The organism is Pseudomonas sp. L5B5, assembly GCF_020520285.1.
Lineage (GTDB): Bacteria > Pseudomonadota > Gammaproteobacteria > Pseudomonadales > Pseudomonadaceae > Aquipseudomonas.
Genome location: NZ_CP084742.1, coordinates 6,488,308 through 6,502,053 on the forward strand (window position 1 = coordinate 6,488,308; position 13,746 = coordinate 6,502,053).

The window sequence follows — 13,746 nt, forward strand, 5'->3', positions numbered from 1 at the left end:
ATAAACATTGTCATTCTGCCCGCATGGACGCAGGTATAGACCCAAACACAGGCGATGCAACTGGACAGCGAATCTACACGCTGGCTAATGCCGTCTACATCAGAATCGCGACCCCTCTCGGGAGCTACTGGGCAGCTCCCGAGATTGGTTCCCGCCTGCATGAGCTGCGCCGTGAGAAAGATCTTTCTCGGGTCGGAAAGTTGGCCAAGCAATACGCAGAGGCCGCGCTAAAGCAACTGCTCGACGACAATCGCGCTACCGCCATCAGCGTAACAACTGAACAGCCCCATAACGGCTGGCTCAATCTCGAAATCAAAGTCACTGACGCCACCGGCAATACGCAGGTGTTTCGTTTCCCTGTAAGGGTTATTTAAATGGCAATCTCGGTTCTTGCATTCGAAAGTATCCTTGGAAATATTCTGAGGGATATTCGCAACTTGCAGCCTGAGGCCGATATCGGCAAAGACAGTGACAATTACGCCCGCTCGGCGGCATTTGCGGCGGCAGTCGAAGGGCTCTATCAAAAAGTTTCGTGGGTTTACCGGCAGATTTTCGCGGATACGGCAGATGATGAAGAGTTGCTGCATCACGCCGCGATTCAGGGGCTTTTTCAGAAAGGGTCTGTGGCGGCTACAGCGTCAGTACTGTTGAGTGGTGCGCCTGGTGTCAATCTGCTGCAAGGATCGACGCTCACTCATGTCGCCACGGGCGAAAAGTTCGCGACGACTTCAAGTGCTCAGATTGGCCAGGATGGAACTGTGGCTGTCGGTGTAAGTGCTATTAAAGCCGGTTTTGCGCTTAATGGTTTAAGTGGTGAGCTTGTCGTCAATAGCCCGCCGTTGGCAATGTCCGGTGTCGCAAGTTTTGTCAGCGAAACTATTGGTGGTGATGACCAGGAAAAAACCGAGTCCTTGCGGGGCCGGCTCCTGGAACTCATTCAGTCTCCACCGGCAGGTGGTACAGCTTATGACTTCAAGCGCTGGGCCAGAAGTGTGGACGGCGTTACCGATGCACTTGTGCTGCCTATGCGTCGCGGCGCGGGAACTGTCGATGTTGTGATTACCACAAGTAGCGGCAGCCCATCGGCCGAAGTCATAGCCAACTGCAAAGAGTTCATCTTGGGCAAATGTTCGGTGATTGCCGATGTGTGGGTTTATGCCCCAGTCGTCCGCACAGTCGATTCCACTGCTCTTGTAGAGCTGGAGGGCGGTTACAAGCTTGTCGACGTGCAAGCGGCTGCGCAGGTTGCATACAACGCCTTGCTTGGAGCGCTCAAGCCTCGCGAGATCCTCAGGCGCTCACAGATTGAGGCCATGCTCAACAATCTGGCCGGGGTTACGGATCGCTCCGTTACGGCCCCAGCCGGAAACGTCAAAGCCTCTGAAGACGCTAGCTTGATCGGTTGGATTCGCCCCGGAACCATCAAGTTGGGGCTGATGAGATGACCAGTCTCGCAGACCAGCTCCGGCTGCTCCTTCCTCCGGTCTCATATAACGGATCGGCGCCCCGCCTCTCGGCTGCGATTGAGGCTGAGGCTAGCGCGCTGACATCTGCCGAAGCCCATGCCGAGGCAGCTTACAGCGCCATTTTTGCCGACTCTGGAATGGGGCTTGCGGATTGGGAGCGTGTTCTTGCTTTGCCTGATCCTTGCCTTGCTGGTGTGCCGCAATCGGTTCGCCAGCGTGTGCAAGCGGTTGTCAGCAAGCTGCAAGGTCGTGGCGGTCAAAGCCGGTCCTTTTTTATCGCCCTGGCAAAGTCCCTCGGCTACGACATAACCATCGACACCTTTAGCCCTGCTCTTGCAGGCGTAGCGCGGGCTGGAGACCCAATCAATGGCGGCGACTGGGCGTTTGCCTGGCGTGTCAACGCACCGGCAGTGACGGTGAGCCGGGCCGTTGCAGGAATCACTGGAGCTGGCGACCCGCTGGCGTCCTGGGGCAATAGGCCCCTTGAGTGCAGGCTCAGCCAAATGAAGCCCGCCGAATCCATTCTTCTATTCGGTTACGGAGACAACTAATGCAAAAGATCGGTACAAGTACCACCACGGCAAACTCTCTCGGTGAATTTACCGAGGGCAGTCCAGGGGCCGGAGTAGCTGCAACTCTGATCAAGGCCGCATGGTTGAATGCGGTACAGCGGGAGTTAATTCGCTTGATTGAAGGGGCGGGTTTGAGCCTGGATGCAACTGATGATTCTCAGCTGTTGAAGGCTGTACAGTCGCTTTTGACAGCCGCCAATACGTGGCAGAAGCTGGGCAATAAACCCTCCACCGTTGAGGGCTTCGGCATTACTGATGCGCCGACAAAAAGCGAGTTGGCATTAGCGCTGAGCTACTTGGCGTCAAAGAAGGACGTTGCAGGGCTGCTGCCGACGAGCGGAGGAAAGCTTACAGGTTCTATTGTGCTCGACAATGGGAGCATCGATTCCCCGGAAATCTCATGGCAAACACCGGGGTTTGATATCCGGGTTGATGCTGTTGGTAAGACGTTAAGGTTCTTCGCTTTCAATGACGGCGTAACAACTTATCCGTTTGCGCTTGACGTGGTCAATAAAGCCGCTACTTTTTTCGGGAATACGGCCTGGCACGCCGGCAACTTTAATCCGCAAGACAAGGCGAACAAGGCAACCAGTCTAGCGGGTTATGGCATTACGGACGGCGCAACAAAAAAAGAACTGTCTGATGGCCTGGCAACTAAAGCGCATGTTAGCACAATTTTCAATAACGGCCCGATTGCCGGGGCATCGTCCAGGTTGAAACTTACAGCGGATGGTAATAGCTGCACTGTTTATGTCAACTTCGAGGAACTTACACTCAGGCACAACGATGGTAACTACCGATCAGTTTCGGCTTGGGGCGGTTCTGTAAATCTTTTGGCGTCAGGTGCCAATGGACTGGACACGGGGGCGGTAGTGGCTTCACGGTGGTACTCGATCTGGATGATCGAGGCGCCCGGGGTTGCCTTTGCGCTGCTCGCTTCCCTGAGCGACACGGCGCCGGTTATGCCGCCTGGTTACACGGGTAAGGCCCGCTTAGGCTATGTGCGCACAGACAACACGGCTAACCGTTTTGTTTTGCCGTTTATTCAGCAAGGCAAGAAGGCGCAATATATGCCAGGTTCGGCCAATCTCCCGGCCTTCCCGGTTATCGTTGCCGGGGTTCAAGGAACTACGAACCCGATTGTACTTGTTCCTGTTTCTGTTGCTGCGCATGTTCCGCCAGGCGCGCTTTCTGTTTCGTTGACATCGCATTGCGCTAACGCTCCAACTTCTACTGTTTTCATTCACCCTAACGGCTCGTTAACTGGTGATTACTATGCACCTACCCCGCTAAATCATGTGGCATATTCCATTCAAAGTGTGGGCGCTCCAGGTTACTACGTGGCCACGTCAATGCCGATTGAAATGTGTTTGCAAGGCCAGAGTATTTACGTGGTCATAAATTCACCAAGCAATGGCATTACTGTTAACGGTTGGGAGTTATATTAATGAGCTATGCAGTTAGAAAAGATGGCCAGGGCTTCCGCGCTATTGACGGGCCGGACGATGTTGAATCGCATGAAACGTATTGTGAAGGTGCGCCGCCTGCTCCGGTGGCCTTGCCGCCCAGCCACGAGGAAGCGACGCGCAAGGCACGGGACACGCGGGACCAGTTGCTGGTTGTGGCGGCAAATCGAATGGGGCCGCTTCAGGACGCGGTAGACCGCAAGAGGGCCACCGCCACCGAGGTCGAGTTGCTCGGGCAATGGAAAGACTATCGGATCGACTTGAACCGCGTGGAACAGCAGAAAGGTTTTCCAGCACAAATTGACTGGCCGCTATCGCCCGGTGAGGTCGTGTCCTGAATGACCAGCAGAGCCCGTTGGTGCCAAATACGGCGCCCGTTGGTGCCAAATACGGCGCGCGCTTACACTGTTCGTCGAGCCACCGTGGCCTCACAGGCGCTAGGGAGCAAGTGGTCGCCGATCCATTGCCGGCACTAATGCGAAGCATTACTATTCACGCCCCCACGTTCCCAGCGCATTGCGATGACAGCCAAGCCGCCCCGCAGACCAGGCTTTTTCGAACACTACGAAGAGTTGATCGGCACCTGGACCCGGCGCTTGCGCAATCGCCAGCAGGCCGAGGACCTGGCCCACGACACCTTTGTCCGGGTGCTGGAATCCGACGCCTCCACCGTGCAGCAGCCACGGGCCTATCTGCACCAGACCGCACGCAACATTGCCGTGGACGCCTTTCGGCGCGAAGACCGGCGTGCCGGACTGGAGGACTATCAGGCTCATCTCGGCGTGTCGTCCACTGGCGACCCGGAGCATTTCATGCACGCGATCCAGTTGGCCGATTCCATCGAGCGGGCCCTTGGCGAATTGCCGCTGAACTGTCGCAAGGTGTTTATCTGGCAGAAGATCGAGGGCCTGACCCAGGCCGAGATCGCCGAGCGCCTGGGGCTGTCAAAAAACATGGTGGAAAAGTATATGATCCGCACCCTGCGGCACCTGCGCGACCGCCTGGATGGGGCTGCCCCATGAGTCGCTGCGTCTTTTCACCCTCAGCCAAACAGGAATCTGCATGATGGACAGCCGCGCTTGTGCCTGTGGACAGGCCAGGGTCCGCGACGAAGCGGCGCAGTGGTTCGTGCGCCTGCAGGAGCCCGGCTTGAGCCTGGAGCAGCAGGCAGACTTCCAGCGCTGGCTGGCCGAGCACCCGCAACATCCCCATGAGTGGCAAGTGCTGCAGTCGTTGTGGGCCGCCGCAGACCTGGTGCCCGCAGCCCGCCTGCAGGCTTTGTGCGCCGAGGCCCCGGCAACTGGCAAGCGCCGCCCGTGGTTGCGCTTTGCCGCGGCCGCTGCCGTGGTGAGCGTGGCCGTGGCCCTGGGCACGTTCAGCGGCCTGGGCCCCACGACGTCCTATGACGCCACCTTCGCCACCGTTCTGGGCGAACGACGCGTGGTGGCCTTGCCCGATGGTTCGCAGGTCGAACTCAACAGTCGCAGCCGGCTCCAGGTGCGTTATGCGAACGACCAGCGCCTGGTGGAGCTGGAGGAGGGCGAGGCGCTGTTCAGTGTCGAGCACGACAGTGCCCGGCCCTTCGTGGTGAGTGCCGGGCCCGGCAAGGTCACGGTGACCGGCACCCGTTTCGACGTACGCCGCGACGCCCGGCAGACCCGGGTGGCGGTGACCCAGGGGCGGGTCAAGGTCCAGGGCCGGCAGGCCGCCAGCGATGACTTCATTACCCTGACCCCGGGCCAGGGGACCCATGTCGATGCACAAGGGCAGGTAGCCCCGGCCTATGCGGTGAACCCCGAGGAACTGACGGCCTGGCGCAGCGGCAAGCTGGTGTTCAACAACGCTCGGCTGGTCGATGTGCTGGCCGAGGTTTCGCGTTATCGCGAGCGACCTTTGCACCTGGCCAGCCCGGCGCTGGGCGAGCTGCGCCTGACCAGCGTGTTCAGGTCCGATGACATCGATGCCCTGCTCAAGGCCCTGCCGAGCATCCTGCCGGTGGCGGTGCGTACCCGTGCCGACGGCAGCCAGGAAATTTTTTCCCGTTAGATTCAGGTTTTTTTCCAGTTCGTCGTCTTCTTGTCCAACTGCAACTGGTTTGCATTAACAGACGCACTCCGGTGCGATCCACAGGACAGCTGCCAACGTGAACAAAATAGCCGTTTCTCCTGCCGTAACTTCCTTGCCTGTCCGTCGCTGGTTGCCACTGGCGCTGGCCCTGGCGGTATCTGCGGCGTTGCCCCAGGCCCAGGCCGGCCAGGGTGCCAGTGCCATTCATATCCAGGCCCAGCCCCTGGGCCAGGCCCTGAGCCAACTGGGCCTGCAGACCTCGCTGCAGCTGTTCTTCAGCCCTGGGCTGGTGGCTGGCAAGCAAGCCCCGGCGGTGGACGGCAACCTCTCGGCGGAGCAGGCCCTGGGCCAGTTGCTCCAAGGTAGCGGCCTGCAATACCGGATCGACGGCAGTTCGGTGACCCTGAGCCCGGCCCCGGTGGCTGGCAATGGCACCTTGCAGCTGGATTCCACCAGCATCAGCGTGGTGGGCGACTGGCTGGCCGATGCCGATGCCGAGAAAGTCCGGAACCACCCGGGCGCGCGCACCGTGATTCGCCGCGAGGCCATGGTCGAGCAGGGGGCGATGAACGTCGGGGATGTGCTGCGCCGGGTGCCGGGGGTGCAGGTGCAGGATGCCAACGGTACCGGGGGCAGCGATATTGCACTCAACGTTGGTGTGCGCGGACTGACCTCGCGCCTGTCGCCGCGCTCCACGGTACTGATCGATGGCGTTCCGGCGGCCTTCGCTCCCTATGGCCAGCCGCAGTTGTCCATGGCGCCCATCTCCTCGGGCAACCTGGACAGCATCGACGTGGTGCGTGGCGCCGGCTCCGTGCGCTACGGGCCCCAGAACGTCGGTGGGGTGATCAACTTCGTGACCCGGGCCATCCCGGAGCAGGCGACCGGGGAAATCGGCACCACCCTGGAAACTTCCCGGCGTGGCGGCTGGAAGCATATCGACACGGCGTTCCTCGGCGGCACCGCCGACAACGGCCTGGGGGTAGCGCTGCTGTATTCCGGGGTCAATGGCAACGGCTATCGCGAGCGCAACAACGGCAACGACATCGACGACGTGATCCTCAAGACCCACTGGGCACCCACCGATCAGGACGATTTCTCGCTGAACCTGCACTACTACGACGCGACCGCCGACATGCCCGGTGGCCTCACCCAGAAACAGTACGACGCCCACCCCTACGATTCCGATCGGGACTGGGACAACTTCAGTGGCCGGCGCAAGGGTGTGTCGTTCAAGTACCTGCGCCAGGTGGACGATCGCACCCAGTTCGAAGTGCTGACCTACTACTCCGACAGCTTTCGTGGCAGCAATATCGCCGCCCGCGACCAGAAGACCCTGGTGTCCTATCCACGGACCTACTACACCTTCGGCATCGAGCCCCGGGTGTCCCATGTGTTCGACCTCGGGCCCACGACCCAGGAGGTGAGTGTGGGGTATCGCTACCTGAAGGAAGGCATGCATGAGGAGGCCAGTCGCGTGGCGCTGGTGAACAACCAGCCGGTGCTGACCAAGGACTCCGATGGCCATGTCTACCAGGATCGCACCGGGGGCACCGAGGCCCATGCCTATTACATCGACAACAAGATCGATGTCGGCAACTGGACGATCACCCCGGGTATCCGCTTCGAAGACATCAGCACCCGTTGGCATGATCGGCCGGTCCTGGGGACCGACGGCACGCGGGTGCAGGAGAAGCGTCGCAGCATCGACAGCAACGAAGCGCTGCCGGCCCTGAGCGTGATGTACCACCTGTCCGACGCCTGGAAGCTGTTCGCCAACTACGAGACGTCCTTCGGCAGCCTGCAGTACTTCCAGCTGGGCCAGGGCGGCCAGGGTGACCAGACCGCCAATGGCCTGAGCCCGGAGAAGGCCAAGACCTACGAGGTCGGCACGCGTTACAACGACGATGTCTGGGGAGGCGAGGTGACCCTGTTCTACATCGACTTCGACGATGAACTGCAATACATCAGCAATGACGTGGGCTGGACCAACCTCGGCGCCACCAAGCACCAGGGGCTGGAAACCTCACTGCACTACAACCTGGGCGCCCTGGACCCACGCCTGGAGGGGCTGAGCGCCAACGCCGGCTTCACCTATACCCGGGCCAGCTACGAAGGAGAGATCCCGGGGTTCAAGGGCCGCGACCTGCCGTTCTACTCGCGCCAGGTGGCCACTGCCGGGTTGCGCTACGACATCGACCGCTGGACCTACAACATCGACGCCTTCGCCCAGTCCGGGCAGCGTTCGCCTGGCACAGGGGTGAAGAGCAACGGCAGCTTCACCGGCAACTACATCACCGATGGCAGCGCCGATGGACAGTACGGCGACATGCCGGGTTATGTGCTGTGGAACATCCGTGGCGGCTATGACTTCGGCCCGCAGTTGTCGAACCTGAAGCTGGGCGCCGGGGTGAAGAACGTCTTCGATCGCCAGTACTACACCCGTTCCAGCGACAACAACTCGGGGATCTACGTGGGCGCGCCACGGACCTTCTTCGTCCAGGCCAGCGTCGGTTTCTGAGGCGTGCCGACGCGATGGTGATCGGGTCCGGGCTGACATTTGCGTCGCAGGGTTTGCGGGCGCTGCGCGCCCGTGCGCAACTGGCTTCGTGTAGCCGCTGCCGCAGGCTGCGTACGGCTGCGCAGCAGACGCCGGGAGGGCGATCGGGGCTGGGCTGACATTGCGCGTCGCAGGGTTTGCGGGCGCTACGCGCCCGTGCGCAGTTGGCTTCGTGTAGCCGCTGCCGCAGGCTGCGTACGGCTGCGCAGCAGACGCCGGGAGGGCGATTGGGGCTGGGCTGACATTGCGCGTCGCAGGGTTTGCGGGCGCTGCGCGCCCGTGCGCAGCTTCGCAGGCTCAGCAGCGGCTACAGGGGCGGATCAAGGGCGGATCAGACCTTGAGCACCTTGGCGCTGGCGGCCACTGCCAGCAGCAGCGCGGCGATCAGGCCGAAGGCTGCACTCAGGCTGCTGCCGTGGGCAATGAAGCCGATTACCGCCGGGCCCGCGAGGATGCCGGCATAACCCAGGGTGGTGATCGCCGGAACGGCGATGCTCTCGGGCATGACTTTCTGCTTGCCCACTGCGGTGTACAGCACGGGGACGATGTTCGAGCAACCGGCGCCCACCAGCGCATAACCCAGCAGCGCCGCTTCCCAGGCCGGGGCCAGGGTGGCCAGCAGCAGGCCTGCCGCCGCGGTAGCGCCGCCGATGAAGATCACCCGGCGGGCGCCCAGGCGATGGACAATGGCGTCGCCGGTCAGGCGGCCAGCGGTCATGGTCAGGGCGAAGGCGGCATAACCCAGGCCGGCGTAGGCGGCATCCAGGCCGCGCTCGCCAGTCAGGAACACCGCGCTCCAGTCCAGCACCGCGCCTTCGGCGAGGAACACCACGAAGCACAGGCAGCCAATGAACAGCACCACGCCGTGGGGCATGGCAAAGGCCGGTCCCGAACTCTGGCTGCCGTAGGGCAGCATGTGGGGTGCGGCCTTGAGCAGGGCCACGAGCATCAGGACTACCGCTACCAGGGTCGCCCCAAGGGGCGACAGGCCCAGGCCCAGCAGGGCGCTGACACCGGCTGCGCCGACGATCCCGCCAAGGCTGAACATGCCATGGAAGCCCGACATCATGGTCTTGCCGCTGGCTCGCTCGACGATCACCGCTTGCAGGTTGACCGTGGAATCGACGGCGCCCAGTCCGGCGCCGAACAGGAACAACGCCGCCATCAGCAAGGGCACTGAACTCAGGGTCGCCAGCAAGGGCAGGGCGATACAGATCAGCAGGGTGCCGACCGACATGACCTTGCGACAGCCGTAGCGTGCCGCCAGTGCCCCGGCGATGGGCATCGCCAGGATCGAACCCACCCCCAGGCACAACAGCAGCAGGCCCAGGGTGCCTTCGTCGAGCCCGGCCCGGGTCTTGGCATAGGGCACCAGGGGGGCCCAGGCGGCGATGCCGAAACCGGCGATCAAGTACGCGATGCGCGTGGACATCTGTTCAAGGCGGCCGGGGGCGGCCTGGAGATGGGTATTGCTGGCGGTCATAAGAATCCTTGCTGGTCAGGCATCGAGCGTAGCGGCGACGCCGGGTGACCGATTGAGCCGTCTCGCCGACCCAGCGCCGGTACGGGCGGGTGTCGGTGGCGTCTTCAGTGTTGATCAAGAGGATGCGTGAATGCGCATCGAGCCGCGTGTTCCGCCTGTGGGCGGGGTCCCCGGCCAGTTGCGTGAGCCCTGCAAGGCCTGCGGCGCCGGACGCTCCCGCCGCCAGTGGCCTGTCGCACTCACTGCCGGCCGCTGGTTGACGCATGGCGTGCAGTGCGGCCGAATCGGGGATTGTGACAAAACTATCGATCGAAGGTTGCAGAAATAACCATGCCAGGGCCGATACCTCGCACAGGCCGGCGCCGCAGGTGCCCGGAACGACGAGCAGAAATAATATTTCGTCGGCTGCGGGTTTGTTTCGCATAATCGGGTGTTTTTGAACAAATTTATTCCACTGCTGCGCCGCCGCACCCGGAGTTCCACCTGCCATGAATACCAGCCTCGACGCCTATGACCTGAAACTGCTCGCTGAGCTGCAACGCGATGCCAGTACCGCGCAGAGCGAGCTGGGTTTGCGGGTCAACCTGTCCACGGCTGCCGTCAACCGGCGCCTCAAGCGCCTGGGCGAGGAAGGGGTGATCGAGCGCTACACGGCGGTGGTCGCCCCCGATGCCCTGGGCCATGAGCTGAGCATCATCGTCGAGGTGGAAGTGGAAAGTGAGCGGGTCGACCAGCTCGACGCGCTCAAGCGCAGTTTCCAGGCCTGCCCTCAGGTCCAGCAGTGCTACTACGTGGCCGGCGAGTGCGATTTCGTGCTGATCTTATGCGTGCGCAACATGGCCCAGTACAACCAGCTGACCCGCGAATTGTTCTTCGGCAACGACAACGTCAAGCGCTTCAAGACCCTGGTGGCCATGAACCGGGTCAAGGTCGGACTGCAAGTGCCCACCGACGGCTGAACCTCAGGGCTGGGGCAGGGCCTCGACGAGGAAATCGACGAACACCCGGACCTTCTGCGACAGGTGCCGCTGGCTGGGGTACAAGGCATAGATATGCCGGCTGGGCAGGCGTTGCTCGGGCAGCACCCGCAGCAGTTGGCCACTGTCGAGCAGGGGCTGGGCGACGAAGGCGGGCAGGGCACCGATGCCCAGGCCGGCCACCAGCATGTCGGCCAGCATCAGGCTGTTGTCCACCGCGAAGTGCACCGGCAACTCCAGCCGGGTATGGCCTTCGGGGCCTTCCAGCTGCCAGCGCCCGGGATGTTCGGCCAGGCGATAGGCCAGCCAGCGATGCTGGTGCAGATCGGCGATGCCCACGGGCGTTCCCTGGGCCTGGAGGTATGCCGGTGCGGCGCAGACCACTTGCTCGACCTCGCCCAGGTGACGGGCGATCAACGATGAGTCCTCCAGTTGGCGGCGGATCCGCAGCGACACGTCGAACCCCTCGCCCACCACATCCAGCACCTGGTCGTTGAGGGTCAGGTCCACCTGCAATTGCGGGTAGCGCTGCATGAAGGCCACCAGGATCGGCGACAGCACCTTGAGCCCGAACGACAGCGGCGCATTGACCCGCAGGCGCCCACCGGGTTCGCTCAGTCCGGCCTGGGTGGCGCGCTCCAGGGCATCGAATTCGTCCAGCAGGTGGCAGCATTCGGTGAAATAGTTCTGCCCCGCTTCAGACAGGCTCATGCGTCGAGTGGTACGCAGGATCAGCAGGCTGCCCAGGCGTTCTTCCAACTGCCGCACCTGCTTGCTCACCGCAGCGGTGGACTGCCCGAGGTCGGCGGCGGCGAGGTTGAAGCTGGCACGCTCGACCACTCGGCGAAAGGTGCGCATGGCCATCAGTACATCCATATTGTTTCCTCTGGGTTGAATATCTATTCACCAATCGGCTGATTATCTCTGAATCAGCGATCAATACCATGGCTACGTCTATTTCAAAGGAGTGGTTTCATGGGTATCCGCGCAATGTCGAAAATCCTTCCCGGGGTCCTGGCCCTGTCACTTGTCAGTGCCGCTTGCAGCGCCGCCACGGCGCAGCAGCCGGAGGTGGGCATCAGCCCCTGGGGGCCGAAGGACGAGATCGGCCGCCTGAACCTGATCACCCCCCAGTCCCGGGCGGCGATCATGTCCCGGGTCAGTGGCGAGCAGGCCTACGACCTGGCGGTGGACTACTTCGTCGGCATGCCCAGCTGGCAGGCCGCCGGTGATCCGCCGTACCAGATGTGGATGACCCACACCCCCCACGGCAATGTGATCGCCGACCCGATGCAGGTCGGTGAGCCGATGAACCAGCACGTCAGCTACAGCGGTTCGGCGGTGTCGATGTATGCCCACATGGGCACCCATATCGATGCCCTGAACCACTTCGGCCTCAACGGCAAGATCTGGAACGGCTTTCGTGCCGACCAGCACCTGGGCGACCGTGGCTGGAACGTTACCGGGGCCGAGAAGCTGCCGCCGATCATTGCCCGCGGGGTGATGATCGACGTCGCCGCGGCCAAGGGCCTGGACCAGTTGGCCGACAGCTATCGGGTAACTCGCGCCGACCTCAAGCAGGCCCTGGCCAAGCAGCAAGTCTCCCTGGAAAAGGGCGATGTGGTGCTGATCCGCACCGGGCGCATGCGTGACTACGAGAATGCCCAGGTGTACATGGCCAACCCGCCGGGCCTGAGCCTGGATGGGGCGAAGTTCCTGGTGGAAGAGGGCGGTGCCATGGTGGTGGGGGCGGACAACCTGAGCTTCGAGACCTTCCCGTCCGAGGTCGAAGGCAACTACCTGCCGCTGCACACCTACCTGCTGGCGATGCAGGGCGCACCGATCATGGAATTGGTGAACCTCGAGGGCCTGGCCCGGGACAAGGTCTACCAGTTCGCCTTCATCGGTGCCTCGCTCAAGCTACGCGGTGCCGATGCCGCGCCGATCCGGCCGATGGCCTTGCCGATTCGTTGATTGCCCTCTGGTACGGCCGCTGCATTGGCCGTAATGTCAGCGGCTGGTTTTTTCCGGAGATGGGGCGATGGCGGCGTTCTACGATGCACGGGGCAATCTCTATGGCGTGGTTTCACCCTCGGCGCTGCGCCGCCTGGGGGTGGCCCTGCCGGGCACTGCGGCCCAGGCGGCACGTGACCGGCGACTGTGGGCCGAGCAGGCCATCGCCGCCTTGTGCGACTGGGCCCCGGGCAGCCGTCCGCCTGGGGCCAAGGCCCATCGCAGTGATGGCCTGCTGGTGGGGCCGTTCCAGGACTGCGCGCCGTTCGACCTGTTGATCGTCAATACCGATGGCACCCTGGCCGAGCGCAGTGGCAACGGCCTGACGATCTTCTCCCAGGCCCTCACCGAGCAAGGGTTGCTGCAGAGCCAGGGGCAGACCCTGTTGCAGGTCCATCACGACCAGAGCACCGGGGTGTCGCCGGTGGCCACGTTCGTGGAGCCAGCCCGGGTGGCAGGCATCCAGGGCTTCTGGCTGGATCTGGGGCAACCGGCGTTCGGCCCCGAGGCAGTGGCGGCCCTGGGCGTTGGGACGGTGCTCTTCAACGGCTGCCGGGTGAGCCGGGTCGGCCCGTTGCAGGCCTTGAATCCGCAATGGGAGTACAGCCAGTTCGTGCGCATTGGCAATCCCCACTGCGTGACCCTGGTGGATGACGCCAGTGCCTTGCCGGACAACCGGCAGATGCTTGAGCAACCCCTGGCCCAGGGCCTGACGGCCACCGCCTTCGCGTTACCGGTGGGCAGCGGCGAACCGTGCCCGGCCGGGGTCAATCTGCAATGGGCGGCCCGCGAATCGGCGCAGTGCCTGGTCGCCCGGGTGTTCGAGCGTGGCGAGGGGCCGACGGCATCCTCGGGCACCAGTGCCAGTGCGGTGGCCTGCGCCGCCTGGCGGGTGGGTTGGGTCAAGGCCGGTGAGGTGAAGGTGGTGATGCCGGGTGGCACCGCGCCGTTGCGCCTGGAGGAGCACGAGGGAGTCCTGCGCCGGGTCAGCCTGTTCGGCACCGCCCAACGCCTGCCCTCGTGACAGCAGGCCTGTAGCCGCTGCCGAGCTGGCGAGGCTGCGCCCGGGCGCGCAGCAGCCGCGAAGATGGGCGACGCGGTGCATCAGGCACGTCATGGGTGCCGGCCTTGCGGCTCGTACC

General features: G+C 62.9%; 14 protein-coding genes. 11 read left to right on the top strand and 3 right to left on the bottom strand.

Annotation, left to right across the window (positions count from 1 at the left end; genetic code table 11):
• Nucleotides 1-23: 23 nt before the first annotated feature.
• From LGQ10_RS29840 to LGQ10_RS29875, 8 genes are all read left to right on the top strand, one after another.
• The gene (locus LGQ10_RS29840) at nt 24-374 is read left to right on the top strand and encodes a phage GP46 family protein (RefSeq protein WP_226524059.1); all 351 of its coding nucleotides are present in this window, start codon (nt 24-26) and stop codon (nt 372-374) included.
• Entirely contained in the window at nt 375-1,445 is a 1,071-nt protein-coding gene (locus LGQ10_RS29845; protein ID WP_226524060.1) for a baseplate J/gp47 family protein, read from the top strand. It begins immediately after the preceding gene.
• Complete coding sequence (locus LGQ10_RS29850) at nt 1,442-2,017, top strand: YmfQ family protein (RefSeq protein WP_226524061.1); 576 nt, start codon at nt 1,442-1,444, stop codon at nt 2,015-2,017. The genes LGQ10_RS29845 and LGQ10_RS29850 overlap by 4 nt, the downstream gene beginning before the upstream one ends.
• Nucleotides 2,017-3,486, top strand: coding sequence for a hypothetical protein (locus tag LGQ10_RS29855; protein ID WP_226524062.1), 1,470 nt, complete (start codon nt 2,017-2,019; stop codon nt 3,484-3,486). The genes LGQ10_RS29850 and LGQ10_RS29855 overlap by 1 nt, the downstream gene beginning before the upstream one ends.
• Nucleotides 3,486-3,842, top strand: a complete 357-nt coding sequence (locus LGQ10_RS29860) for a tail fiber assembly protein (protein ID WP_226524063.1) — start codon at nt 3,486-3,488, stop codon at nt 3,840-3,842. The genes LGQ10_RS29855 and LGQ10_RS29860 overlap by 1 nt, the downstream gene beginning before the upstream one ends.
• A 183-nt stretch (nt 3,843-4,025) precedes the next feature.
• Nucleotides 4,026-4,526: an RNA polymerase sigma factor gene (locus LGQ10_RS29865; RefSeq protein WP_226524064.1), complete on the top strand. Its 501-nt coding sequence runs from the start codon at nt 4,026-4,028 to the stop codon at nt 4,524-4,526.
• A 40-nt stretch (nt 4,527-4,566) separates the two neighbouring features.
• Nucleotides 4,567-5,550 (top strand): FecR family protein, encoded by a 984-nt coding sequence (locus tag LGQ10_RS29870; protein ID WP_058438420.1) that lies wholly within the window; start codon nt 4,567-4,569, stop codon nt 5,548-5,550.
• Between the two features lie 97 nt (nt 5,551-5,647).
• Nucleotides 5,648-8,092, top strand: coding sequence for a TonB-dependent siderophore receptor (locus LGQ10_RS29875; RefSeq protein ID WP_226524065.1), 2,445 nt, complete (start codon nt 5,648-5,650; stop codon nt 8,090-8,092).
• A 370-nt stretch (nt 8,093-8,462) separates the two neighbouring features.
• On the opposite strand, the gene LGQ10_RS29880 is transcribed toward LGQ10_RS29875, so the two are convergent.
• The gene (locus tag LGQ10_RS29880) at nt 8,463-9,614 is read right to left on the bottom strand and encodes an MFS transporter (protein WP_226524066.1); all 1,152 of its coding nucleotides are present in this window, start codon (nt 9,612-9,614) and stop codon (nt 8,463-8,465) included.
• Nucleotides 9,568-10,104, bottom strand: coding sequence for a hypothetical protein (locus LGQ10_RS29885; protein WP_226524067.1), 537 nt, complete (start codon nt 10,102-10,104; stop codon nt 9,568-9,570). The genes LGQ10_RS29880 and LGQ10_RS29885 overlap by 47 nt, the downstream gene beginning before the upstream one ends.
• On the opposite strand from LGQ10_RS29885, the gene LGQ10_RS29890 reads away from it, so the two are divergent.
• Nucleotides 10,103-10,573, top strand: a complete 471-nt coding sequence (locus LGQ10_RS29890; RefSeq protein WP_226524068.1) for an Lrp/AsnC family transcriptional regulator — start codon at nt 10,103-10,105, stop codon at nt 10,571-10,573. The two genes, LGQ10_RS29885 and LGQ10_RS29890, sit on opposite strands and share 2 nt — an antisense overlap.
• A gap of 3 nt (nt 10,574-10,576) precedes the next feature.
• On the opposite strand, the gene LGQ10_RS29895 is transcribed toward LGQ10_RS29890, so the two are convergent.
• Complete coding sequence (locus LGQ10_RS29895; protein ID WP_226524069.1) at nt 10,577-11,467, bottom strand: LysR family transcriptional regulator; 891 nt, start codon at nt 11,465-11,467, stop codon at nt 10,577-10,579.
• Nucleotides 11,468-11,566: 99 nt separating this feature from the next.
• Between LGQ10_RS29895 and LGQ10_RS29900 the strand changes: the two genes are divergently transcribed.
• Together LGQ10_RS29900 and LGQ10_RS29905 are read left to right on the top strand one after the other, a co-directional pair.
• Nucleotides 11,567-12,565, top strand: coding sequence for a cyclase family protein (locus LGQ10_RS29900; RefSeq protein ID WP_226524070.1), 999 nt, complete (start codon nt 11,567-11,569; stop codon nt 12,563-12,565).
• Between the two features lie 67 nt (nt 12,566-12,632).
• Nucleotides 12,633-13,628 carry a diaminopimelate epimerase gene (locus tag LGQ10_RS29905; protein WP_226524071.1) on the top strand — a complete coding sequence of 332 codons (996 nt, stop codon included), beginning with the start codon at nt 12,633-12,635 and terminating at the stop codon, nt 13,626-13,628.
• Nucleotides 13,629-13,746 lie beyond the last annotated feature (118 nt).